The sequence below is a fragment of the Bacillus sp. 165 genome (assembly GCF_017742235.1).
In the GTDB taxonomy this organism is placed as follows: Bacteria; Bacillota; Bacilli; order Bacillales; family Bacillaceae_G; genus JAGHKQ01.
In genome coordinates, this window is the sequence record NZ_JAGHKQ010000003.1 from 166,812 (window position 1) to 191,432 (window position 24,621).

Below are 24,621 nucleotides of genomic sequence, written 5' to 3' on the forward strand. Positions count from 1 at the left end.
AGAAATTAGTTGAACTACTAGAAAGGAACATCTAAGGTCATGTTGGGGCAGGATATTTATCCTAGATATGGAAAATCTCTTTGCCTATGTACAACACAACTAGCAAACTAGGTGACTCGCAACTACTTATAGCTGCTTGGACATATAACAGAGGGGGATTAGCATGCAAAAGAAAACATTGAATCGCGTTCTTGCTGGTACATTGACAGCTGGTATGCTGGCATCAGGTTCTGTACCATTTAACGTGTTGGCAAAATCAGATCAGAAATCATCTGCTGATAACGTTGAACAAGTACTTATGAAATTGACGGATGAACAACGAAAAGCATTAGAACAAGTAGAGGCAAAGCCAGGCCTTGTGATTGCACCTACTATTGATACAAGTAGTCCAGAACTGGTAAATGTTATTGTCGAGTTCAATCAAGCTCCGGCAAAAGTGGAAGTGATGAAGCAAGCGGCAAAAGGGTTGCGTATGACTACGAAAGCTGCGGCTGCTAAAGTAGAGGAAGCGCATAGTGAGTTTAAACAAAGCTTCCAATCTTTAAAAAATAAGCGAGATGCAAGCAAGCAGTTACAAGAGTCTAAGATTACGAGAGAATATCGTTCCGCTTTCAACGGTGTAGCAATGGCGATTCCAGGAACGGAAATTGAAAGTTTATTGGAAACTGGCGTAGTGAAACGTGTATGGAAGGACGATGTGATCCAACTTGACCTTCCGGCAGCAACACAATCCGCTTCCGAATCCAAAATGATGGACAGCATCCCGCAAATCGGAGTGGACAAGCTTCATGCAGAAAAGGTAACAGGAAAAGGCATTAAAGTCGGCGTGTTAGATACAGGGATTGACTACAACCATCCTGATTTAAAATATGCGTATCAAGGATTCCGCGCTAGCTTCGGCGACCCGAAAGCAGTAGAGCCTGACATGGTAAAGGGCTGGGACTTTATCGATAACGATGCAGATCCAATGGAAACGACATACAAAGACTGGCAAGCTTCTGGAAAGCTTGAAGTTTCATCCTCGGGTTCTGCATATTACACAGAGCATGGTACACACGTATCCGGTACCATCGCGGGAGAACAAAAAAATACTGTAGACTATGCGGTAAAAGGGGTAGCCCCTGATGTAGACTTGTACGGCTATCGTGTCCTTGGCCCTTACGGATCTGGAGCGGACTCAGGAGTTCTTGCTGGTATCGATAAAGCAGTGGCAGACGGTATGGATGTAATCAACCTGTCATTAGGTAGTTCCGTAAATGATCCGCTAGACGTAACATCTGTAGCGATTAACAACGCAATGCTCTCTGGTGTAGTAGCAGTTGTAGCGGCAGGAAACAGCGGACCAAACGAACAAACACTGGGTTCACCTGGAGCATCTGCCCTTGCTATTACGGTTGGCGCAAGTGATTTTGCGATGGACATTCCGACCTTTACTTCCATGACGGTAGGAGACCAAACCTTTGAAAACGTGAAGCTGTTAGGCAAAAGTTTTTCCGATAAATTGGAAAATTTACAAAACCAATCTCTTCCTGTTGAATTTGTAGGACTTGGAAAACCAGAAGACGTTACAGGTAAAGACTTGACTGGCAAAATCGCTTTAATCCAACGCGGAGAAATTCCATTTGTTGATAAAGTCAAAAGTGCAGCAAAAGCAGGTGCCAAAGCTGTCATCGTTTATAACAATGTAGATGGGGAAATTCCTTCTTATCTAGGAGAAGCAGTAGGGTTGGTCCCTTCGTTCCGCTTAACAAAAGCAGACGGAGAGCGCTTAAAAGCATTAGGCGATCATGCATCTCTTACATTTGGAACTCTAGCAAGCACAAAAACAGAAGGCGATACGCTGGCAAGCTTCAGCTCTCGCGGACCTGTAGGCAACTCTTATGATATTAAACCGGATGTAGTGGCACCAGGGGTAGCAATCTTCTCTACGATTCCTGAATTTATTAATAGCCCGCAAGAGGGAGTGGATTACACGAATGCGTACGCGCGTCTGCAAGGAACGTCAATGGCGACTCCTCACGTGGCAGGGGTAGCAGCGTTGATTCTGCAATCACATCCAGGCTATACTCCGTTTGATGTCAAAGCAGCTTTAATGAATACGTCAGTAGACTTAAAAGGCAATAACTCCGTATTCGAGCAAGGTGCAGGACGTATTGATGCGTATAATGCGGTGCATACAGATATCGCGATTAAAGTGATGGATACGACAGAAAACATAGAAAACAACAAAATTGTAGAAATTCCAAATGAAACAGGCTCGATTTCTTTTGGTAGTCATTACAAGCTAGAAACTGGTTCAATTGAAGACAGCCGCAAGATGGTGATCAAAAACCGCGGGGAAGAAGATAAAACATTCAACGTAGAAGTAGAGTACCACGGCGAACGTACAGGCATTAAAGATGCAGTAGCAAACGGGATCAAGTTGGACGTGCCAAGCAGCATCACAGTTGCAGGCGGCAAAACGGCAAGCATGCAGCCAAAGATTACCGTTCCTCAAAGTGCGGCAGAAGGTCGTTATGAAGGGTACATTCATGTGACAAATGCAAGTAATCCAAGCGAAACGTACCAAATTCCATTTGCCATCCGTGTAACTGAACGAGGAATCGAGTATATCAAAGCAGTAAGATCAGCAGTGTCAAATAACACACCATATTGGCAGTACTATACTCCAATAGTACCGTTTACACTCAAACTAAAAAGCCCAATGAAAACATTGGATCTCATCTTGAGAGACAATGAAACAGGAAAAGCGATTGGGTTAATAACAACCTACAATGCGGAGAACATGAAACCTGATCAGGAACTCGCAGCTGGGTTTACTGGGAGTGTTCTTCCGTTCACCAATGACCCTGCCCATCCAATCGGAAATGAATATATTCAAGTTCCTGAAGGAGAGTATCAGGTGGAAATGATTGGGCATGATGCAGAAGGAAAATCATATTCTGCTGGCATGTTCCTGCTTGTAGACAACACAAAACCGGAATTGGATTTCGAGTTAGAGTCTGGTGTATACGAACTGAACGATTCCATGTATACAGAAAAATTTGGCCATAAAGCGTTTTGGTCACACGCTAAAGTAACAGATAGCTCAATCAATATACTGCAATCAAAAGGGTTGGATTATAATCAAGGTAAAAACGAGTTATATTATAGCGAGGGTTTTCGTGCATACTACGGAAGCGCTTTCGGGTTAGATTCCAATGGAGAAGCAGACTTCGGTGTAGAACCATCTGATATCGCAAACGGACCATATTATTTAGACTTTGCTGCTTCTGACGTAGCGAAGAATGCAGATTACAGACACTATATTTTCTTGAAAGAAGGAACGGAGTATCTTACTTCTAACTATGACAAGCAAGAGGTAGGGTTAGGAGATACCGTTACGATGACACTAAGCCTTAACAATGTGAAAAATCTTGTATCAGGAGCATATGATGTACAATATGATGCTGGGATATTCACTTTCAAAAATGTAAAATTAAATAAAGCGGCGGCACAATATGCGAAGCAAAGTGGATTAGAAACAGTAGTGAATGAACCTGTATTCAAAGGATCTGGTTTTTCGTCTTATGTAACTGTGGGAGCTTCGTTACAAGCAGAGGGATTTGCAGGTCTGAACGGAGATATGCCATTTCTAGATGTTACGTTTAAAGTGACAGGGGATGAGTGGTATTCCTTCTTTAACAACTTTAAAGTAACAACATCGACTTATACGAAAGCAGGCGCATCGACGAAGACGACTCTTCCATATTACGGCCCAGCTACCTTTGATTTTGTATCAAAGCATACAAAAATAGATGGAAAGATTTTGCCAGAAGCATTTGCAAAACAATCTGGATCAAGCATGACGTTAATATTACCACGTGATTATTCTAAAATTGGAGCAAAGGTATACGCGTTATCCCCAAGCGGCGACAAATATAAAGGAACTATTGCTAGCAACGGAACATTCACGATTTTGGGTGTGCCGGCAACTGGTGAACAATATACAGTTGTTGTAGATGTACCGGGACATTTAAAAACGTATCGTAAAGTGTATACTGGTGTGTTGCGTCAAGGCTCTTATTATGGTCTATACAAACCTTTGGGAACTCAGAGCCTTGGTCTTGCTGGTGATGTGAATGAAGATAGATTAATCGATATTCGAGATGTGAAAAGTGTTGTTGAGGCATATGGTACTCAAGATGCATCCATTGTTAAGCAAGACATTAATCAAGACGGTGTAGTGAATGAGGCAGATGTTCGCTATATCGAGAAAAACTTCTTAGCAAAAGGTCCTGATGCGTTAAGCATACAAGAGCCACAAGAAACAATCGGTAAAAAAGGATTAGCATACTTCTTAAACTTAATTGGTCTAGCACCGAAGAAATAATAGAAATGAGATGTCCTACGGGGCATCTCATTTTTATTTTGGATATCCCATATATGAAGACGTGAGATAGAAGGCTAGGTAGGGAGAAACTTTTCATTGGAACAGGAATGGCAAGAGTTGATAAAATTTTCTTTTTAAATGGAACCTAAGACCGGACATAGCTAGCTCTTACTCTATATGAGTTGCTTATATATATATAAACAGAACCTATTTCTCTTTTTAATATAATTAACTATATAATATTGTTTGTATCTCTATTCTGAATATATAGAAATTTTAGAATAGGGAATATTTTTAGTTTAATTTTAGGAGGGAGAGTAACTATTTTATGAGGCAACATGGAACAAACAAACGGAAAGTAGCTGTTAATGCCGCATTGAGTCTAGGCGTATTTTTAGGGGCAGTTGCGCCGTTGCATTACCAATCTATCGCAAAAGCAGAAACGAAGGTACAGTCACAAGATATTTTATCTAAGCTGACACAGGAACAACGATCGGCTTTGAAGAATATGCAGCTAAATGAAAGCTCAGGTCTGAAACTGGATCCAGGTGTGAACTTAGAAGGCGATGAAGAGATTTCTGTCATTGTCGAATTCAAACAGAAACCTGAGAAAGTAGCTCAGTTAGAAGCTGCGCTTGAAGGTAAGGACTTATCTGCAGCAAAAGCAAGAAGTTTACGAGACGGCGACCAAGCAACCTTTCAGCAAGACTTGAAAACGATTTTTAAAAAGGAAATCCAAGAAAAGAAAGCATCTTATAAAATTACACATACATATAAGAATGCCTTTAATGGGGTATCCATGACGCTCCCGGCAAACAAAGTAAAGAGTCTGCTATCTTCTGATGCAGTTAAAGCTGTTTGGAGCAACAGCGAAGTACAATTGGATTTGCCGGTACAGGAAACGGAAACAAAACAAACTACATCTGCAACGAGAATGACAAGCAGTAATTCATATCTTGGTGTTGATAAATTACACCAAGAAGGGGTTACAGGAAAAGGGATAAAAGTAGGCGTTATCGATACGGGAATCGACTACAAGCATCCTGATTTAAAGGATGCTTATAAAGGCGGGTATGATTTTGTAGATAACGATGCGGATCCGATGGAAACGACGTATACGGATTGGAAAAACTCTAAAAAACCAGAATTTTCATCGAATGGTTCGGCATATTATACAGAACACGGAACGCATGTAGCGGGTATTATTGCAGGACAAGGTGTAAGTGATAGTGAGTATACGACGACTGGAGTAGCGCCTGATGCGGACCTGTATGCCTATCGCGTTCTTGGTCCCTACGGCTCAGGAACGACAGAAGCGATCATGGCTGCAATTGATAGAGCTGTTGCCGATGGGATGGATGTTATCAACCTATCATTAGGAGCTAGTATCAATGATCCGCTTTATCCAACAAGTATGGCGGTTAACTATGCTGTATTAAACGGCGTCACTATGGTTATAGCGGCTGGTAACTCTGGAAACGGTATGTATACGTTAGGTTCACCTGGTGCAGCCGCGTTACCATTGACAGTTGGGGCAAGTGATGTGCCAATTGAGATGGAAACATTTACAGTATCGATGCAAGCAAGTGGACAATCAGTACCTGCCCATGTACGTTTAATGGCAAAAGCATATTCAGACAACATACCAGGATTAACCGGACAAACGTTTTCTATCGTGGATGTAGGAATTGGAAAGTCGACTAATTATTCTGGGAAAGATGTAAAAGGGAAATTTGTGCTTGTTGCTCGAGGTGAGATTACACTACAGGATAAGGTGAAATATGCGCAGCAAAAAGGGGCTGCTGGTATCCTGATGTATAACAACAATGTGGAAGAAGGGTTTATTCCATATTATCTTGGAGAAGGTACAACCTTTATCCCGACCTTTTCATTATCTAATGCAGAAGGAGTAGCCTTGTTAGAAAAAGTACAAGCAGGAAATGTCACCTTCACCTTTACAGAAATGGACAAAGCGAGCACAGAAGGAGACGCATTAGCAGACTTCAGCTCCCGCGGCCCTTCCCGTGTTAATTATGATATTAAGCCTGAGATTGTGGCACCTGGTGTGTCCATTATGTCAACGGTACCGTCTTATATAAACAATAAAGTGGATCAAAGCAACTATCAATATGCTTATCAAAGACTGTCTGGTACATCTATGGCATCTCCATACGCAGCGGGCGTTGCGGCATTACTCTTGGAAGCAAATCCAGACTTGCAGCCAGAAGATGTAAAGTCCATCCTCATGAATACAGCTGATCCATTGAAGCAGCCGTACAGTGTATTTGAAGTGGGTGCAGGTCGGATTGATCCGTATGAAGCAATTCACTCTGAGATGAAAATTCAAGTTATTGATGAAACGCCAATAATAACCAACGGTGAAGAAACAACAATAAAAGAAAAAACGGGCGCTATCAGCTTCGGTTCTTTTGGAGTTACAGGAAAAGATATTTTAGAGAGCCGTAAGGTTGTTCTTTCTAATATCGGACAAGAAGATAAAACATTCGATGTAGCCGTAGAATTTCAAACGGGGATGAGAGGCTCAAAGGATGCGAAGCAAAACGGCGTTCGCGTGATGACGGATTCCCAGATTAAGATCAAAGGAAACAAGCAAAAGCAAACGCAAGTATCTATCTTTGTTCCAAGCAAGGCTGAAAAAGGAACATATGAAGGCTATGTTGTGTATACAAATAAATCCAACCCGAATGAAACCTATCAGGTTCCTTTTGCGATACGAGTAGTAGAAGAGGGAATGGGAGATTTGTTTTTTGCCAATCCTTCCATGTCGACCAACCCAAATGACGGAAATCCAATATTTTCACCATACTTGTATTTTGGTTTCAGCGTAAAGTCTCATATGAAAACTATTGATGCGGTGTTGGTGGATGGAAAAACGGGGGAGGAACTTGGGTATATTGGCTGGATTGATGGTATGGCAGTCAATGAAAATGTTGCCTATGGCTGGCTAAACTATTCTGGATCGTACTTACCATTTACAGGGAATAAAAATCAGCCAATCTCAGATAAAGTTGTGTTTGCGCAGCAAGGGCATTACAAATTAAAATTAATCGGCACAAATGACAGCGGAAAAACATTCACCATTGAACAGGATTTCTTTGTGGATAACACAAAACCGGAGTTCGAAACTAATGTGGATGGAAAAACAGTAATCGAATACCCTGCGGATCAAACATCCTATCCAATTACAGCTACGGTTATCGATAACGAAGTGGCAGAAATGCAAGCTCTTGGTGCCGATGTGGATCAATCCATAAATACAGTTGCGTTCACTTATTCAGGATTTAGTGGTTACCCTGACACTATCAAGCAAGTAGATAAGAATGGTCATTTGGAGTGGAATCTTCCGCTCGACAATCGTAAAGAGGTAATTACTGCACATATTGATGGTCTTGATGGAGCGACAAACAGGAAGAAACGTACAACTGTATACTTCCTGAAAGAGGGTACATCTTATATAACGGGAGAAATGGACAAAGAAGCAGTGAGACCAGGGGAAACGATGAAGTATTCCTTAACTGCCCAAAACCTGAAGGATCTGAAGGAAGCAAAATTTACAATGAAAATTGACCCTAAACAAGTGGAGATTGTAGATGTGAAGGTGCGTTCTGAAATCTCTGCGTACGGCTCAGTAAATATGCAACATGTTTCAAAGCCGGTAGGCTCTTATTTCGATGAAACGTATACATTAACTATGGATGGAACGAAAGAAGTAACGGGTGACATTCCGATGATTGATGTATATGTAAAAGTAAAAGGTGAAACATGGATGGAGCAAGCAGGCTTCCTGACATTTAATACACTCCTCACAGATACAGCAGGGAAGTGGAAATTTGCACAGCCTTTCTTCAATAAAATTAAGGTTTATCCAACTACATCTAACGTAGATGGGTACGTTGTTTCCCAAGGTCTGCTTACTGAAACAAATGCATGGAATTCCGCATTGGACTATTCCACAGTTGGAGCGAAAGTGAAGCTGACAAATGCACAAGGAACGATACTTGAACAAAATTTAGATCGCTACAGCAAGTACAGGTTTACAAATGTACCGCTAACAGAAAAACAATACACAGTATCCATTGATGTGCCAGGACACTTCACTTACTATGATACAGTCGATGCAGCAACAAAAGTAGGCGATATGTTAAGCGGTAAATATGCATTATTGAGAGACGCTTATCTTATTGCTGGAGATGTAAACAAAGATAATGTCATTGATGTGATGGACGCACTGGCTATTCAAGAGAAGTGGGGAACGAGTGACCGTGCGGCAGATATCAATTTCGATGGTATCGTAAATGGGAAGGATATTAGATTTGTACAAACAAACTACTTGAAGGAAAATTCAACGTTAGAGTTTTTACAACCAGGTGTTTCTCCAGAGGCAAAGAAAAAGTATAAAGGACATACCTTGGAATCCATTTTACGTGAGTTAGGCGTGGAATAAGGGATATAGGTATATTTAGACTAGCTGAACGGGTGCTAAAAAGCACTTGTTCAGCTAGTCTTTTTTACACACCGTATGCGTCTTGGTGAATTGGATAATTTGCGAATAGAGATACAGGTAGATACTATCGTCTGTTATATAAGTTGTACTTATATTTGTATAAATAATGTCTATTTTTCGTTTTGTAAATTTAATTATATAATTAATTTATTTTATTCTAAATATATATATAATTTTTAAAAAATATCAAATGGAACAAGATAGCTTTCCTTACGGTAGGTTAATTTCTCTGAACATGGAATGCTTTCTTATAACCTAAAAGAAGCTGCGATTACTGAAGGAGCGACTAAGAACACAGTAAAAGTAGGAGCATCTCTTGAGGGAAGTAACTTTGCAGGAATGGACGGAGATATGCCGTTCTTGGATGTATCCTTTAAGTTAATAGGAGATGAATTTTACGACGGTGCTGCAGCCATAACAGGTGTTACGTTCTCTTATATGCAGGCAGGACAAGAAAAGCCAGTCAGCATTCCATATTTCTTTGTTGGTAAAACATTTAAGTTGATTTCCACTCACTCAAAGATAACAGGAAACATTAAACCACAAGGCTTTTTGAAAGAAAACGGAGCTATAAATACGAAGATTGATTTTTCTGCTATTGGTGCCAAAATATATGCAAAGGCGGCAGATGGCAAGGTTCACAAAGGTACAATTAGCGCAAACGGCTCGTACAACATTATGGGAGTTCCTGCTTCCGGCGAAGCGTATACATTGTATGTGAAAGTGCCAGGTCATTTAACAAGCGCAATCACAGCTAACCTCGGTAAACAAATAGGTGGCGAATGGTATGGACAATCTTACAATTTTAGCTTCAGTACTGTTTATGCAGGTGATGTGAACAAGGATAAAGTAATCGATATCCGAGATGTGCAATTGATCGCAGAGGCATACGGAACAAGCTCTGAAACTATAGTACAAGAAGACATCAACCGAGACGGCACGGTATATGAAGCGGACATCCGTTTTGTAGAGAAGAACTTCTTGCGCGTTGGCCCTGATGCGAAGAGCACAAAACAGCCTAAAGAAACAATCAATAACAAAGGTTTAGCTGCCTTCTTACATGAGTTAGGACTAGAACCTAAAAATTAAGTTTTTTAAAAGTGAGTCCTTAGAATGAAATATTCTAAGGACTCACTTTCTGTTTAAGATTGTTGGGGGGCATGCAGTTTCTATAATGTATTATAGATTGGAAACACATGAGAAAAACAGCGATAATTACCTTATCCTATACTTGCAAGCAGGAAAGCAGGAGGTCTCCACCTTCTGCTTTCCTAATTTTATAGAGAGTGATGCTGTGCATGCTTCACAAATGTTTCTTGATTTTCGATTAATCCGCATGCGGCACACTGCACTCTATAAGCAGGGCCTTGATATGCCATATGAAACGGTCCAGCATTTTCCTCTGCAAACTCCTCGACAACACTGCCAGTTTGTGGATTTAATTTTACTGCTTTTACTTTTTGTTCAATCATATTAAATCGCGTGCGGTTTGTTTTGCAGCTCGGACAAAGCATTGGCTCCATCTTTAACACCTCCAGTATTTAGCATGAATATTTTTCGCCGCAGTTATGCATATAGATATGTAAAATCTAGGTGTCTTCTTGTATTTACATGTGTATAATATAGAGAATACCATTGATAATAGGAGGAATTTCTATGGCGAGCAAAGCAAAGCGACACCGGAAAAAACTTGAACGGGAAGGCAAACTGAATCCAAAGTGTAACAGAGGGGATTGGAACGGGATTAAGCCTGTAACTAGAACAACTCCAACAAAAGCCGAAGCAACACGAAAACAAGTACGCAAACATAAGCCGAATTTCTCAAAGTATAACGGAGGAGATTCGGCTTATTTTATTGCTGGATAGTTTTAAACTTCAGTTGACAAAATGAGGAAAAAAGTTTAGTTTAAAAATGTAACCTTTTTCATAGTAAGAAATATTACTGTTAGTAATGTATTGTAAAGGAGAAAATGTCTATGTTAGGTGTCGTTCTTAACTAATCCGTAATTGCATACGGTCGATTCGAAGGCTGCTGTTCTCAAAAAAGGAATAGTGAGAAAGCTTATTTAAGTATGCCTTATGCAATCGAATGTTAAGAACCATATGATCATAGCATACAGAAGATTTGTACCTACCTAAGCTATGCTCTGTTGCACGGCTTTTTTGCGTTTCTGTGATACATGGAGCCGCAGCTGGGCACAAGTATAGATATTTTCTCATCTTCGACCGCAATGAACTTATGTTCATTGCGGTTTTTTATTTATTAAAAGGAGGCATTACCATTGAATTCTCAAACCTTTACCGTACTTGATTTTACACGTATTAAAGAGGAGTTAGCTCAATATGCATTGACAGATGCTGGGAAAGAACAGGTCAAAGCAATAGCGCCATTGACTTATAAAAAACAAATTCAGTCCTTGCTCGATGAAGTAACAGAAGCTAAACACATTTTAGTAAAAAGCTCGAGCGTTCCAATCCATGGCTTGCACGGCATGACGCAGCTGTTAGGTCATCTGAATAAAGCAGTCATTTTGCAGCCGGATCAGCTTGCCGGACTGTATGATTTTTTAGAGTGTTGCCGTAAATTAAAACGATATATGGCTGACAAAGAGTTTTTGGCTCCACGTGTCTCGTCGTATGTGCATGTCATTGAAGATCTCCCTCAGCTAGGAGAGGAAATTTACCGCTGTATTCGAAACGGTGTAGTGGATGATTACGCCAGCAAAGCTTTAGCAAAGGTGCGAAAGCAAATCACGATACAGGAAGAACGGTTGAAAGAAAAAATTACGCAAATGATTAAAGCAAATAAATATAAATCATTTTTACAAGAAGCAATTGTCAGTCAACGTGATGGCCGATATGTGATTCCAATAAAGAAGGAGCATAAAGGAAAAATAAAAGGAGCAATCTTAGACATATCCTCTTCCGGGTCAACTCTGTACCTAGAACCGGAAGAGATTGCGCGGGCACAGGAACAGGTAATTATGCTTCGCGTAGAAGAAGAGATGGAAGTGCAGCGTGTGTTAACCTATCTTACAGGATTAGTAGAGGCTCATGAAGCACAAATTCGAATGGCAGTAGAAACCATGGTGCATTACGATGTGCTGTTTGCAAAAGCAAAATACAGCCTTGCTATCGGCGGACGCAGTGTAGAAGTAAATGAAAATCACTTTATTTCATTAATAGAAGCTCGCCACCCTTTATTAGGAGCGAAAGCCGTTCCGCTTACCGTTGAGCTTGGTGATGGCTATCATGCTTTAGTTATTACTGGTCCGAATACAGGGGGAAAGACAGTGACAATTAAGACAGTGGGACTTCTTACTCTTATGGCGCAGTCCGGCTTGCATGTCCCTGTTGCGGAAAACAGCCATATCAGCATTTTTCAGCATATTTTAGTCGATATCGGGGATGGGCAAAGTATCGAACAAAATCTAAGCACGTTTAGCTCCAGGATTACTAATGTTATTGAAATTTTAAAAGAAACAAATGACCGCTCTCTTGTGTTGCTGGATGAACTGGGCTCTGGCACAGATCCGGGAGAGGGGATGGGATTAGCCACAGCAATTTTACAAGAGCTGTATAACAAAGGAGCTACGCTCTTGGCTACAACTCACTACAGTGAAATTAAAGATTTTTCAGATCGGCAGGAAGGTTTTATAAATGGGTCTATGGAGTTCGATGTCACAACATTAAAACCAACATACCGGTTGTTAATTGGAAAAGGAGGAGAAAGTCAAGCATTCGCTATTGCACTTCGTCTCGGCATGCACCCAGCCATTATCCAAAGGGCACATGCAATCACATATAAAGAACAAAAAGCCTATCCGCTAGAAGCGTGTGATGGATTTTCAAAACGGGAATTGGAAAAACAACTTGCCACTAATAAATATGTCAACCGAAACCGCAAAGCAGAAAAAGAACGGATAGAAAAAACAGCTCATTTTTCTCAAGGAGATAATGTACAAATTATAAATACCGGTGAATTTGGCATTGTTTACAAAGGACCGGATTCGCTCGGAACCTATATAGTTCAAGTCAAAGATGAAAAAGTTTCATATAATCATAAACGTTTAAAATTGTATATCTCTGCCGCAGAATTGTATCCAGAAGACTATGATTTTAATATTATTTTTGATTCGAAAGAAAATCGGAAGAAAAGCCGAGTGATGGAAAAAAAGCATGTGGATGGAGTAATGATAGAGAGAGAAGAGGAATAGGGAGAAAACAGGGTTAGGGCATATATGCCCTAACCCTGTTTAATGCTAGTCTTCAATAATCTCATACTCATCATCAGCTAATAACAAGATTTGCTTTCTTTTTCCTTTATTAATCACTTCAATGATATCGTAAGGACCTAAGTTTCTAATCTTGTTACTAGATGCATTAACCATACCTTCTACAGAATCGATTAAAATATCTTCTTCTGTAAATGCGTCAGGAATTTCCATATCCTCTGTAGCTAACACTGAGATATATAAGGTTTGGATTTGTTCAGTTGACGGATTTTGCTCTTCTGCGTCAATAATCTGCTTCACTTCTTCTACATGCTCTTCTTTTGGTTGATATACACGAATTTTCGCCATTTTTACTGCTCCTTTATGTATGCTATCTTTATTATAACGATTCTGCTGATGAACACAAACAGTCAGTCTTGGATTTGGTAAAAAAGGGGATTTTTTTTCGGTTTTTATTCCCTTATACACCAACATGATAGTGGGAAAAATAGCAAACGATAAGAAAAAATGTGAAAGTGAGGATAACATGAAGAAAATCATGATTTTTTCGGTCATATTGGCTCTTCTGTTTCCAAACGTGTCGCATGCCATGTTTTCGTTTGACATGAAATATCCGGTTATAAAACGGCACTTTACATCACCGAGTGAAAGGAGACCCGGTATCCCAATGAAAAAGGTTATATTTATCGTAGCGCATGATACCGGTAATGATCTTGGAGCGAGACACAATGCTTGGTATCAACAACGAACTGTCAACCGAGTCAAAGCCTCGGCTCATATTTTTGTAGATGATACAGACATTGTAGAATGCATACCATCGATAGTAGAAAACCCGGAGATTGCCTGGCAGGTCAGAGAAAATCAGCCGTACGATAATAACATATATGGCGAAGATGCCAATTATTCTGCGATTGGAGTGGAATTAAGCATTAAACCAAACGGAAATGATGAAGAAGCATACAAACGTTATGTATGGACACTGGCTTATTTATGTTATCGGTATCATTTAGATCCTCATGTTTCTATTGTGGGACACCATATATTAGATTCAGGACGAAAAATTGATCCGAAAAACGGTTTGCGAAAGATAGGGAAAAGCTACAATCAGCTGCTTCATGATGTGGTCCAAGAATACGATAACTGCCTTCGTCTATTTTAGATAATTACTTATTACAGAAGGGAGGAGGAAGCATGGAGGACTTTGAAAGAAAGTGGTTACCTACTTATATTAAGCATGGGCTTGTCATTTTGTTTTGCGGCATTAATCCCGGAAGAATATCTGCTTCAAAAGGATATCACTACGCCAATCCAGCTAATTTATTTTGGCGCGGATTGCATGAAGGAGGTCTTACACCCTATCAGTTAAAGCCGGAGGAAACAGACTTGCTTTTGAAATTTGGATATGGCATTACAGATTTAGTAGCACGTCCAACACGTTCGTCTAGTGATTTATCAAAAGCAGATTTTATAAACGGAGCGAAGGACTTTGAACGGCTAGTGCAAACCTATCGGCCGAAGCTCGTCTGTTTTAATGGAGTTACGGCGTTTCGGTATGCTGTTAATCAATTAAAAGAAACGGTAACACCTGGATTACAGCCTGGCTATTATTTTGGAACTGAATCTTGGGAAGGCTGCTTTGTCTTTGTTATTCCTTCTACAAGCGGGGCCAATGCACATTTTACAAGAGAAGAACGTATTGGCTTGTTCAACACGCTTGCTGAGTTTATAAAAGAAAAAGGATGGCTTTTACCATAAGCTCCTTATTTGCTTTCACAACATAGTTTTTTTATGATGTAAAATACAGCTATGATGAGCGTACAGGATTTTATAATAAGGAGTGAAAGGCAATGAAGGTAAAAATAATTACAGATAGTGCAGCAGATTTACCGAAAGATTTGCTGCAAAAATATGATATTGATGTGATTCCTCTCTGTGTATACGATACAGCAACAGAGGAAGAGTATTTGGATGGAGTCACCTTACAACCTGATGAACTGTTTCGTCATATGCAAGAGGGAACGGTATATAAAACCTCTCTACCTGCCTATGAATCGATACATACTACATTGGCTGCTTATGCACAAAAACAAATCCCTTGCATGTACTTAGCGTTTTCTTCCGAATTATCAGGAACGTATCAATCTGCGGTTTTAATTACCGACGAGATAAAAGAAGTGTATCCAGAAGCAGATATCGATGTAGTTAATACAAAGTGTGCGTCTATTGGCCAAGGTTTGGTGGTGCTGAAGGCAGCAGAAATGGCGGGAAAAGGCATTTCGAAAAAAGAAATTATGAACGATACAGTTTTGTATGCTAACCAAATGGAGCACATTTTTACAGTAGGTGATTTACAATATCTTGTTCGAGGAGGCAGAGTCAGCAAAGTAGCTGGGTTTATAGGTGGCTTATTGAACATAAAACCAATTTTACATGTAGAAGATGGGAAGCTAATACCGATTGAAAAACTTCGAGGCCGCAAAAAAGTGCTGCAGAGGATGGTGGCATTAATGGGGGAACGAAGCGAGGACTTAGAAAATCAAACAATCGGCATTTCGCATGGAAATGATCTAGAAAGTGCCTATGCATTAAAAGAAATGATTACAGAGACATTTGGTTGTCAAACATTTGTGATCAACTCCATTGGAGCCGCAGTGGGGGCACATGCAGGGCCGGGAACATTGGCAATGTTTTTTCAAAATGACACAAAAAATCTGTAATTATGAAATTGGGTAGATATTGTATCTGCCCAATTGTGCATTTACAACATCTCCCCGTCTGTTAGCATAAACCATTGTGCTAAATCATCTTCATCTTGTAGACCGCTACTTATGTTTTGTTCTGCTTTATTAGTGTCTTTGAGCCATCTTGGCATAATTTGGAGCATACTGTTCAATTCCTGTTTGCTTACGTTTTGTTTGAGCATATATTCATATAATGCCTCTAATTGCTGTTCTTCCATTGCTCCGTCTCCTTTACATTTATTTGTATTTAGTATTTCCTAAAAAATTTAATACATCCTCGTTTTCAAAGCAAAGAGCACATCAGTTGTTACAATGTACTCTTTGTTGCACGTTATTTCAGATCTGTTTGGGGGCTGTTTTCTTCTGGTCGTTTCAATTTGGAGTATGGATTGACCAAATTTTCCTCGTAAGATTCTGGTCCGCTTTTATAGGCATCTGTGATTGCATTTGAAACCCAATCTTCATTGTTCATGTAGTTCACCTCCATATATTTTTATTAATTTCAAAAGAATACAATTTTCATTCAAAAGCAAACTAAACAGTGAAAAAATTTAAAGGAATGGAGTGAATGATATGCAACAATCGCAAAACTCTACCGAACAATCCTTGTATTTATACAAAGAGGGATTAGGAAAATTTACTCAAAAAATGCCGCAAATTGCAGAGGCGTATAACACCTTTACACAAGTTTGTTTTCAAGCAGGTGCTTTAACACAAAGAGAAAAACAATTAATTGCACTAGGAATCAGTTTAGCTACACAAGATGAATATTGTACAATTTATCATACGAAAGGTTGTCTAGACCAAGGATGTTCAGAAACAGAAGTGCTAGAAGCCTGTGGAGTGGCAGCAGCGTTTGCAGGAGGAGCAGCGATGAGCCAAGCTGTGACTCTTGTGCAAGAATGTATGCATGAAATACAGCAGTATAAGCATTGACAGATGTTATCCATTTGCGCGGCAACAATATCCTTGTTGCCGCAGCAGTCAGTGATATAAAAATGTTGTTTTACCATTTTATTTCAATTCACTCATTAAATCATCAATCATATTAAAATATGATTACATAACTATTGCTTATAGCATTTACTTGATAGAATAGAGAGGTACAAAATTAGTGAAATAGTGAGTGATGATGATGAAAGAACAACAATTAGTAGATAAATCCTATTATCAAGTGTTTATTCAAGAGGATGAAGTGAGTCATCCATTTGAGGTGCTTAACGAAATTTTCTATATAGAAAAGGAAAATGGGACTGAAGACCTATCTTTTATACGATTTGCACAAGGGGAAATTTACTATCATTATAAGGATTATGAAACTGCCATTTTTAAATGGGAAAAAGTAAAAACTGACTTGTTGCCTTGGGCTCAGAAGAATATTGCAGATTGTTATTATGAATTAGGAATGCTTTCGGCTGCGGAAGATATATATAAATCAATCGCAACAGAATCAGACACTTTAGCAACGGAGATTTCTCTAAAGTTATTTTCTCTATACGCTATTCAAAACAAAGAAGATTTAGCTTTTCAAACAATTGGCGAGACGGTGTCTTTGAATCCTGATTATCCGAATGTCACAGCTCTGGCGCGAGCGTTTTATGAAGAACAAAGCAAGTGGGATCCTGCTGTTGAATTAGCAATTAATGAAATTATACGAACAGAGTCTGTCCCTTGGATTGAGACTCTTAAACGTTACATAGAAGAAGGATATACCGCACATATTTCTCCTTCTTCATTCTTTCAAGTCCTGCTGACTGTATATAAAGTAGATATGATTCACTTTCGGGAGCTTACGGCTTCATTATGGAACTGTTATAAACAGACGGAATATTATTTACCTTGGGTCCAGTTAATTAATGATATCTTCTTAAATGTGCCGCTGGATTCGTATACACCGTGGAATGAAATTGCTGAACTATATGAAAAAACCTATATGGAATTAATTCAAAATGGATATTTCCTAAAAGAACTGCACCCTATTGTTCCGAACCATATTACAAACTGGTTAAAAGTAACTGCTGCATCTCATTCCTTATATGCAGCTACAGCAGCTGTAGCGTGGAACGAAATTTTCCCTGCGAGTGTGGATTCAGCTGTTGTAAGTGAAGCGAAACAACTGATTCACAGACATAACCGATTTGATTTAGTGTATGAGGACAGTGTAAAACTATATGAGGCTATTGTGGAATGGAGCAAGCAATCTAATTTCGAACCAAGCGATCATTTACAATGGTGGGGAGAATATTTTGCGGATTTCAAAAAGCAAAGGGTGATACTAGCAGGTTTACAAGACAGTGGTAAGTCCTCATTTGTCAATTCATTACTCGGTGAAGATGTGGTAGATGTGAACGCTATGCATGTACCATCACCTGTAATTATACTGAATAATGGTACTACCACAGAGTTGAATATTGTTACAGAGACAAAAATCAATACAAATCCGAATGCAGAGGAGATTGATCAACTTACGCATACGAATCCACATGCTGCTTATATCGAATGTAAGATTCCATGCCGATTTTTAAACAAAAATGCGATAACATTAATTGATACACCAGGGTTTCCTGGTGAAATGGACGAGCAGCATGTTTTATTCGAAGCAATGAACTTAGCTGACGGCGTTCTATTTATGTTAGATGCAACAGCGCCGTTTACAGAATACGAACGCGAAACAGTACAAGCCATACAAGAGCATACTCCAAATATGCCAATTCATTTCTTGTTGACTAAAATTGATTCTATTCATTCTGAAGAAAAAGTAGAAAGAATCCTGCGAGATACAATAAGTAAAGTAAGACAATATTTTCCGGCAGCAAAGGTATTTCCATATTCTTCTAAAATGTCAAATGTACAGCAGCTGAGTGAATTAGCTGAGTTTATAAAGCAGCATTATCAAACAGTAGCAATATTTGAAAATCGAACTGTAAAGCTGTTGCCTTGGATTCGAAAAGTATTGCGAGCTGTAGCAGAAAAGCCAATTGAACAAGAGACTTATTTAAGTGAAACCATTCAATGGAATGAAGATATGCAAATGAAGTTGAATGGATTAATCAATAGCATGACTGCTCTAGAAAAAGAGAAAATACAGCAAGTAAAGTCTCATTACCTTACTATAAAAGAGGAGCTTTCAAAGGATATACTAGAGGAAGTACCTATCTTACTACGAGGCTGCTCCACTCTGCTTGATGAAGAGGTAGATTACCGCAATATTCATGAGCAAATCAATAAAGAAATGAACCGTGTGATTCAAAACTATATTGAAACAGCAGTTTCTAAGTTTTCTGTTTCTGTTCACAATTGGATAACTGAAACAAAACAAGACTTTACAGTAATTGATTCCGATTCTAAAGAGACAAGCAGCACATTCAACAGTCTCTATAAAGAAGATAAAATGAAATTAGAGTATGATTTTAAAATCTTTGATGATTGGCGTCGCGACATGGATCGCTTAATTGGAAGAGCGCGGATAGAAAATGTAAACGTATTTCGTCGGATGAGCCCTAGTCAATTATTATTAAAAGGAATCGGAAAACTGTTCGGCAAATTACAGCAAAGCAATGCTATGCTTCATAGTCAATATAAGAAATATTTTGATAATGAGGAATTCCAGGAAGAAGCTTCCCTTGTAGTAGATATGTTTTTCTCTCAATTTGAACCGTTTGAGCATTCATTAGAGCAGGATATTATATTATTTTTCCGAAATCCATTTAGTGTACTGCGAAAACTAGAGGAGCAAACACATTTAGAAATACAAAAGAATCGTGTACAGCTAAACGAATTAAAATCTAAGCCTGAACGCTATAAAGATCCGATTACTCTCTTTGAAGTGAGATTACATCAAGCAGAATGGCTCACATATATTGAGCAGGAACACGAAGAGAATTCTTCGAAACAAGCATCACATAGTGTTAGGGAATAAAAACAATCACCTCTTTGTGAACAAAGAGGTGATTTTATTGTAATCGTGAAAGAAAAAGACGCTCCCATCTTTTCCAGGGAATAAGATGCTTAAGAAAGAGAGTTGTACGAATTCCTTTTCCTATAGGATATCGTAGAGTTGGACGTTTTTGTTTTGCTATATCGGCAACCTTTCTTGCAACTTCTATCGGGTCTCCAAATGAAGATTGACCGCTTTCTAGATAAGATTCTATCCTTTTCATAGAGTGAAAATAGGGTGAGTCCTGCCGCAAAGACTTTTCTGCAATGTGTTTACCGGTTGACCAAATATTGGTGTGAAAAGAACCTGGTTCAACCAGAACAACATCAATGCCAAATGGTTTCACCTCTAATCTGAGGCATTCACTCCAGCCTTCAAGAGCATGTTTGGAAGCTACATAAGGAGCAAGTCCTGGAAATCCGATTTGTCCACTAATACTGCTAATGTTAATGATTTTTCCTTTTCTTTGTGTTCTCATAAAAGGGAGAACGGATTGGGTAACAGCAATCACACCAAATACATTGGTATCGAATTGTCGTCGATATTCTTCTATTGGGATTTCTTCTGCAAAGCCGCCGCTTGCATAACCCGCATTATTTACCAGCACATCTATCCGGTTTAATTCTAATAGATTCTGCTGTAAAGCTTGAATTGACTTTGAACATGTTACATCGAGTTGCTGAATCAATATATTGTCTTTAATCCCTATTTGCTCTGCTTCATATAATAATTGTGACTGATTTTCTGTATTTCTCATTGTCGCTATAACACAAAACCCGTGTTTTGCTAATTGCAATGATGTTAGCAATCCAAATCCGCTTGACGCACCCGTTACGATTGCAACCTCTTTTTTCATATATATCTACTCTCCTTTGTTTACTTAGTAGACTATACTTATATATACGCATGCTAGTCCGTCAATCCTGTATAAAAAATAAAATTGACCCGTAACTTTTCAGTTTGTATTTTCGTTATTTATTATAGAAGCACATAAGGAGTGATTGCTTTGAAAGGTGAGTACGGTAGGGATATTTTGTTCAGTAGTCATTCGTCAGAACAAGTTACAGCATGTATGCTGGAAAATTACAGACATTTAGTAAGATTCTGTACGTATTTAACGAAAAATCGTTGGGATGGCGAGGATTTAGCGCAAGAAACTATGTGTAAAGCAGTAAAGAGCTACGGAAAAGAGGAAATACGTTCTATCCAACTGCCATTGCTGTTTACAATTGCCCGCAACCAATGGATTGATACGTTACGAGCAAAAAACCGAGAGCAGGAGCTAAAGCAGGAGCCATGGTATGAACCGATAGAAAATCTTCACAATTTATACTCAATATTTGAAACAATGGTACTGCAGTTTACTCTCAATCAAATTGTTACGTTTCTATTCAAAGAAGTTTTTCAGTTTAGTATAGCTGATATTGCAACTATGCTTTGCAGCTCAGAAGGGGCAATTAAATCCTCTTTATTTCGCATGCGAAACAGATTGCATGCGATACAAAAGGAGCCTTTACGAGACAGACATGAAGAAGATGAAGGTACTGTGCATATGCTTGTGCAGTCCATACAAGAACAAAAGCCAATGCTTTTACTCCAACTGATTCCTGAACTTTCTCGTAACAAAATAACGAATAAATCTTCAACCAACATGATACTCGCAGCTTAAAATATGGAGGGATGATAAATGAATGTAATTCCATATGTGGTGGAACAAAGTAAGTTAGGAGAACGATCTTACGACATATATTCTCGGTTGTTAAAGGATCGGATTATTATGATTGGTCAAGAAATTGATGGTTCGTTAGCAAATAGTGTGGTAGCACAATTGTTGTTTTTGGCGGCTGAAGATCCAGATAAAGATATTTCCATCTATATTAATAGTCCAGGGGGCTCTACATCAGCAGGTTTTGCTATTTTAGATACTATGAATTTTATTAAACCGGATATCCGAACTACCTGCATTGGATTAGCTGCTTCATTTGGCGCATTGCTTCTTATGGGAGGTACAAAGGGGAAACGGTTTGCTTTGCCAAACAGTGAGGTAATGATTCATCAACCGCTCGGCGGAGCGAGAGGGCAAGCAACTGAGATAGAAATTTCTGCGAAGCGTATTTTAAAGCTAAAAGAAAATATAAACCAATTGATAGCTGAGCGAACGGGACAGCCGATTGAAAAGGTAGCCTATGATACAGAACGCGATTATTTTATGACTGCTGAAGAAGCGAAAGCATACGGAGTCATCGACGCGATAATTACAAAATAAGAACTAAAAAGGCTGGGCAGCCTAGCGCAGCCTTTTTTATGATTATAAAGATTGAACTGTTTTTCGTATTACAATTCGGTCAGTATCATCTTCTGATTCTGCCTCATAAAATCCGCGCTCTTTTAAATATTCAGTAAAATACAGAACTGCTTCTGCCTGTTCATCATAGGGCTTACGTGATAATACAAATCCTAGTTTATTTTGATCTTCAAGTTCAACACCAGAAATGTAGGCAGGCACTCCATGACGCAAAAACAATTCTTTTACAGGAATGATCATATTTTTTATAAGCTTTGAAAGAATTTTTAACTCCGATCCAAATGTAAAGCGCTCCATCCCAGAAAGGTCGGCAAAAGCAGCTCCAATAAACCCTGTGCTGAAAATTTCCTGGTATTCTTTTTCTTCACCGGTATAAAAATTTTTCTCTATTAAGTAATTCGTAAAGTAGGAGATGCCTTCTGCTTTTTCAAATGGTTTAACAGAAAGAACATATCCGATTTTTTTCTGAGTATGTAAATATACGCAGGATAGATAAGCTGAGATAGCATGTTCAGTAAAGAGAGCATTCATAGCTTGTGCCAGTCCGTCAAGTACATGATGAGTCAGCTGTAATTTTTTACGAGAAAAGTAATAGTGTCTTTTTTGCAATTCCAATGTATCAATAAATACAGAGCCAATAAACCCTGTATTAGAAATAATATGGGGTTGTTTAGTACTGCCTTTTCTCTTTGTCCGTTTCACAATAATCCATCCTTCCATACATCAATCGATAGATGATAGAACAAGTGTTCTTATTTATATAATACTATAAATAAAACGGAAAAGAAAGCCATTCCAATAAAAAAGATGCCGTTTGAAAGGCATCTTTTTTATTCAATCAATATTATGATACAGCATTCTCGTTATCGTCTAATTCTATATAGCAATCCATTGTCCGAACCTCTTGATCTTCGTGACTTCCGAAATAAATGGTAATATTCATGTCTATCGCTCCTTTATTTTAGGAATACCTAAAACAATCATCTAGCTTCATTATATATCACCCAGTAGACAAGAACAATATAGAGATCAAAAGGATGCAGGAAAATAAAGAATAATATTTTAATTCTGAATAAATTGGAAAATAGAGAATTTTTATATTAAATTGTAGTAATTAATAATTCGTTAGGTTAAAATACAATTGATTCTATTACAGGGGTACATACAATATAAAGGGGAATTATAGGGATATGAATTGGAAAGCAATTACTCTGTGTGTCATAATGATGATTTTAACAGCGTGTAACACCATGAAAGATACAAAACCTAATGAGGAAGAATCAAAGAACGAGGCAAGTGCTCAATCTAAAACTAATCCAAAAGCACAACTGCCTAAACCGGCTCCAAAGCCTGTAGAAAAAACAACTATTCAAATCAGCGCGGCAGGTGACTTTACAATTGGAACAGATGAAAGCTTTGGATATACTGGTACATTCAATTATGAAGCAGAGAAAAATGGATTAGAGTATTTCACAAAAAATATTCAAAATCTTTTTAAGAACGATGATTTTACTACAGTAAATTTAGAAACAACGTTAACGACCGCAACTAAAAAAGCCTCGAAAACGTTTCGCTTTAAAGGAGATCCATCATATGCAGAAATCTTTCCTCTTAGCGGAATTGAGGCTGTTAATTTAGCAAATAATCATAGCCATGATTATTTGCAGCAAGGATTTACTGATACAATCAGCAACCTTGAGAAATATAAAGTAGGATATTTCGGATACGAACATAAATATATTACAACTGTAAAAGGCATAAAGGTGGGAGCTCTTGGCTACGAAGGATGGCAGGATACGACCGAATTGCGTAACCAAGTTTCTCAAGATATCGCCTCGTTACGGGACCAAGGCGCGAAAATTATTCTTGTCCATTACCATTGGGGACAGGAAAGAATGTATGTTCCTAATGAAAGTCAAAAATCGTTGGCTCATTTCACAATCGACAGTGGTGCAGATTTAGTCCTTGGTCATCATCCACACGTTATACAAGGAATTGAGGAGTATAATGGGAAATTTATTGTTTACAGTCTGGGGAATTTTATGTTTGGGGGAAACAAAAACCCAAGTGATAAAGATACCCTTGTGTTCCAACAAACGTTTTACTTAGAAAACGGAGAATTAACAGCTCAAAAAGAAATTCAAGTGATACCATTTCGAATCTCGTCTGTTACCAATCAAAATAATTACCAGCCTACACCATTGGAGGGAGCAGAAGCAGAACGAGTCAAAAATAAAATTTTAAACCTATCTGCTAAAATTAGGGAAGCAAACTGGACAGTATATCAACCGAAAGTACAAAATAACTAGGCATAAAGAACGGCAGTTTGAGAACTGTCGTTTTTTGTGTTCGTATTATTGCTTATGTTGAAAAATAATTCATTCTTTGTCATAATCTGCGCTTACCGGGGAAATAAACTATGCTTTATCTCTATTTCCTTTGAACGAGAAGGGATAGAACAAGTAAGAGAAGTAAAGGATAAGACGCATCAAGCCCTCTAGGAGGC

General features: G+C 38.7%; 19 protein-coding genes. 13 read left to right on the forward strand and 6 right to left on the reverse strand.

Features of this window, described 5'->3' with window-relative positions; translation table 11 throughout:
• The first annotated feature begins 163 nt into the window (after positions 1 to 163).
• From J7Q84_RS05795 to J7Q84_RS05805, 3 genes are all read left to right on the forward strand, one after another.
• The gene (locus J7Q84_RS05795) at positions 164 to 4,372 is read left to right on the forward strand and encodes a S8 family serine peptidase (RefSeq protein WP_209093532.1); all 4,209 of its coding nucleotides are present in this window, start codon (positions 164 to 166) and stop codon (positions 4,370 to 4,372) included.
• A gap of 328 nt (positions 4,373 to 4,700) precedes the next feature.
• Positions 4,701 to 8,837 (forward strand): S8 family serine peptidase, encoded by a 4,137-nt coding sequence (locus J7Q84_RS05800; RefSeq protein WP_209093534.1) that lies wholly within the window; start codon positions 4,701 to 4,703, stop codon positions 8,835 to 8,837.
• A 300-nt stretch (positions 8,838 to 9,137) separates the two neighbouring features.
• Positions 9,138 to 9,986 carry a dockerin type I domain-containing protein gene (locus tag J7Q84_RS05805; protein ID WP_209093536.1) on the forward strand — a complete coding sequence of 283 codons (849 nt, stop codon included), beginning with the start codon at positions 9,138 to 9,140 and terminating at the stop codon, positions 9,984 to 9,986.
• 188 nt (positions 9,987 to 10,174) lie between these two features.
• On the opposite strand, the gene J7Q84_RS05810 is transcribed toward J7Q84_RS05805, so the two are convergent.
• A complete protein-coding gene (locus tag J7Q84_RS05810; RefSeq protein ID WP_209093537.1) occupies positions 10,175 to 10,420 on the reverse strand; it encodes a DNA alkylation repair protein in 246 nt (81 codons plus the stop codon).
• Positions 10,421 to 10,553: 133 nt separating this feature from the next.
• Between J7Q84_RS05810 and J7Q84_RS05815 the strand changes: the two genes are divergently transcribed.
• Positions 10,554 to 10,763: a hypothetical protein gene (locus J7Q84_RS05815; RefSeq protein ID WP_209093539.1), complete on the forward strand. Its 210-nt coding sequence runs from the start codon at positions 10,554 to 10,556 to the stop codon at positions 10,761 to 10,763.
• A gap of 416 nt (positions 10,764 to 11,179) precedes the next feature.
• Positions 11,180 to 13,114, forward strand: coding sequence for an endonuclease MutS2 (locus J7Q84_RS05820; RefSeq protein ID WP_209093541.1), 1,935 nt, complete (start codon positions 11,180 to 11,182; stop codon positions 13,112 to 13,114).
• 45 nt (positions 13,115 to 13,159) lie between these two features.
• Here J7Q84_RS05820 and J7Q84_RS05825 read toward each other — a convergent pair whose 3' ends face one another.
• The gene (locus J7Q84_RS05825) at positions 13,160 to 13,480 is read right to left on the reverse strand and encodes a hypothetical protein (RefSeq protein ID WP_209093543.1); all 321 of its coding nucleotides are present in this window, start codon (positions 13,478 to 13,480) and stop codon (positions 13,160 to 13,162) included.
• Between the two features lie 178 nt (positions 13,481 to 13,658).
• Between J7Q84_RS05825 and J7Q84_RS05830 the strand changes: the two genes are divergently transcribed.
• The 3 genes from J7Q84_RS05830 to J7Q84_RS05840 all read left to right on the forward strand — a co-directional run bounded on the left by J7Q84_RS05830 (position 13,659) and on the right by J7Q84_RS05840 (position 15,849).
• The gene (locus J7Q84_RS05830; RefSeq protein ID WP_209093544.1) at positions 13,659 to 14,291 is read left to right on the forward strand and encodes a peptidoglycan recognition protein family protein; all 633 of its coding nucleotides are present in this window, start codon (positions 13,659 to 13,661) and stop codon (positions 14,289 to 14,291) included.
• Between the two features lie 32 nt (positions 14,292 to 14,323).
• On the forward strand, positions 14,324 to 14,887 hold the full coding sequence (locus tag J7Q84_RS05835) for a mismatch-specific DNA-glycosylase (protein ID WP_209093546.1): 564 nt from the start codon (positions 14,324 to 14,326) through the stop codon (positions 14,885 to 14,887).
• 92 nt (positions 14,888 to 14,979) lie between these two features.
• Positions 14,980 to 15,849, forward strand: coding sequence for a DegV family protein (locus J7Q84_RS05840; RefSeq protein ID WP_209093548.1), 870 nt, complete (start codon positions 14,980 to 14,982; stop codon positions 15,847 to 15,849).
• Positions 15,850 to 15,890: 41 nt separating this feature from the next.
• Here the strand turns inward: J7Q84_RS05840 and J7Q84_RS05845 are convergent, their stop codons facing one another.
• Positions 15,891 to 16,091 carry a hypothetical protein gene (locus J7Q84_RS05845; RefSeq protein ID WP_209093550.1) on the reverse strand — a complete coding sequence of 67 codons (201 nt, stop codon included), beginning with the start codon at positions 16,089 to 16,091 and terminating at the stop codon, positions 15,891 to 15,893.
• A gap of 113 nt (positions 16,092 to 16,204) precedes the next feature.
• Positions 16,205 to 16,345, reverse strand: a complete 141-nt coding sequence (locus tag J7Q84_RS05850; protein ID WP_209093551.1) for a hypothetical protein — start codon at positions 16,343 to 16,345, stop codon at positions 16,205 to 16,207.
• Positions 16,346 to 16,446: 101 nt separating this feature from the next.
• On the opposite strand from J7Q84_RS05850, the gene J7Q84_RS05855 reads away from it, so the two are divergent.
• Both J7Q84_RS05855 and J7Q84_RS05860 read left to right on the forward strand, forming a co-directional pair.
• On the forward strand, positions 16,447 to 16,809 hold the full coding sequence (locus J7Q84_RS05855) for a carboxymuconolactone decarboxylase family protein (RefSeq protein ID WP_209093553.1): 363 nt from the start codon (positions 16,447 to 16,449) through the stop codon (positions 16,807 to 16,809).
• A gap of 199 nt (positions 16,810 to 17,008) precedes the next feature.
• Positions 17,009 to 19,792 carry a GTPase domain-containing protein gene (locus tag J7Q84_RS05860; RefSeq protein WP_209093555.1) on the forward strand — a complete coding sequence of 928 codons (2,784 nt, stop codon included), beginning with the start codon at positions 17,009 to 17,011 and terminating at the stop codon, positions 19,790 to 19,792.
• A 34-nt stretch (positions 19,793 to 19,826) separates the two neighbouring features.
• Here the strand turns inward: J7Q84_RS05860 and J7Q84_RS05865 are convergent, their stop codons facing one another.
• Positions 19,827 to 20,666: an oxidoreductase gene (locus J7Q84_RS05865; RefSeq protein WP_209093557.1), complete on the reverse strand. Its 840-nt coding sequence runs from the start codon at positions 20,664 to 20,666 to the stop codon at positions 19,827 to 19,829.
• A gap of 150 nt (positions 20,667 to 20,816) precedes the next feature.
• Here J7Q84_RS05865 and J7Q84_RS05870 point away from each other — a divergent pair, with 150 nt between their 5' ends.
• Positions 20,817 to 21,479, forward strand: coding sequence for a sigma factor (locus J7Q84_RS05870; protein WP_209093559.1), 663 nt, complete (start codon positions 20,817 to 20,819; stop codon positions 21,477 to 21,479).
• Between the two features lie 18 nt (positions 21,480 to 21,497).
• Positions 21,498 to 22,076: an ATP-dependent Clp endopeptidase proteolytic subunit ClpP gene (gene clpP, locus J7Q84_RS05875; protein WP_209093561.1), complete on the forward strand. Its 579-nt coding sequence runs from the start codon at positions 21,498 to 21,500 to the stop codon at positions 22,074 to 22,076.
• Positions 22,077 to 22,118: 42 nt separating this feature from the next.
• Here the strand turns inward: clpP and J7Q84_RS05880 are convergent, their stop codons facing one another.
• A complete protein-coding gene (locus J7Q84_RS05880; protein ID WP_247739110.1) occupies positions 22,119 to 22,835 on the reverse strand; it encodes a hypothetical protein in 717 nt (238 codons plus the stop codon).
• Positions 22,836 to 23,305: 470 nt separating this feature from the next.
• Between J7Q84_RS05880 and J7Q84_RS05885 the strand changes: the two genes are divergently transcribed.
• The gene (locus J7Q84_RS05885) at positions 23,306 to 24,424 is read left to right on the forward strand and encodes a CapA family protein (RefSeq protein ID WP_209093569.1); all 1,119 of its coding nucleotides are present in this window, start codon (positions 23,306 to 23,308) and stop codon (positions 24,422 to 24,424) included.
• Positions 24,425 to 24,621 lie beyond the last annotated feature (197 nt).

Bases quoted from the DNA above. Each gene is read 5' to 3' on its own strand.
- J7Q84_RS05800 (WP_209093534.1), top strand. From the start codon at position 4,701: ATGAGGCAACATGGAACAAACAAACGGAAAGTAGCTGTTAATGCCGCA.
- J7Q84_RS05850 (WP_209093551.1), bottom strand. From the start codon at position 16,345: ATGAACAATGAAGATTGGGTTTCAAATGCAATCACAGATGCCTATAAA.
- J7Q84_RS05860 (WP_209093555.1), top strand. From the start codon at position 17,009: ATGAAAGAACAACAATTAGTAGATAAATCCTATTATCAAGTGTTTATT.
- J7Q84_RS05830 (WP_209093544.1), top strand. From the start codon at position 13,659: ATGAAGAAAATCATGATTTTTTCGGTCATATTGGCTCTTCTGTTTCCA.
- J7Q84_RS05835 (WP_209093546.1), top strand. From the start codon at position 14,324: ATGGAGGACTTTGAAAGAAAGTGGTTACCTACTTATATTAAGCATGGG.
- J7Q84_RS05845 (WP_209093550.1), bottom strand. From the start codon at position 16,091: ATGGAAGAACAGCAATTAGAGGCATTATATGAATATATGCTCAAACAA.
- J7Q84_RS05825 (WP_209093543.1), bottom strand. From the start codon at position 13,480: ATGGCGAAAATTCGTGTATATCAACCAAAAGAAGAGCATGTAGAAGAA.
- J7Q84_RS05840 (WP_209093548.1), top strand. From the start codon at position 14,980: ATGAAGGTAAAAATAATTACAGATAGTGCAGCAGATTTACCGAAAGAT.
- J7Q84_RS05885 (WP_209093569.1), top strand. From the start codon at position 23,306: ATGAATTGGAAAGCAATTACTCTGTGTGTCATAATGATGATTTTAACA.
- J7Q84_RS05865 (WP_209093557.1), bottom strand. From the start codon at position 20,666: ATGAAAAAAGAGGTTGCAATCGTAACGGGTGCGTCAAGCGGATTTGGA.
- J7Q84_RS05795 (WP_209093532.1), top strand. From the start codon at position 164: ATGCAAAAGAAAACATTGAATCGCGTTCTTGCTGGTACATTGACAGCT.
- J7Q84_RS05805 (WP_209093536.1), top strand. From the start codon at position 9,138: ATGCTTTCTTATAACCTAAAAGAAGCTGCGATTACTGAAGGAGCGACT.
- J7Q84_RS05880 (WP_247739110.1), bottom strand. From the start codon at position 22,835: ATGGAAGGATGGATTATTGTGAAACGGACAAAGAGAAAAGGCAGTACT.
- J7Q84_RS05815 (WP_209093539.1), top strand. From the start codon at position 10,554: ATGGCGAGCAAAGCAAAGCGACACCGGAAAAAACTTGAACGGGAAGGC.
- J7Q84_RS05855 (WP_209093553.1), top strand. From the start codon at position 16,447: ATGCAACAATCGCAAAACTCTACCGAACAATCCTTGTATTTATACAAA.
- clpP (WP_209093561.1), top strand. From the start codon at position 21,498: ATGAATGTAATTCCATATGTGGTGGAACAAAGTAAGTTAGGAGAACGA.
- J7Q84_RS05810 (WP_209093537.1), bottom strand. From the start codon at position 10,420: ATGGAGCCAATGCTTTGTCCGAGCTGCAAAACAAACCGCACGCGATTT.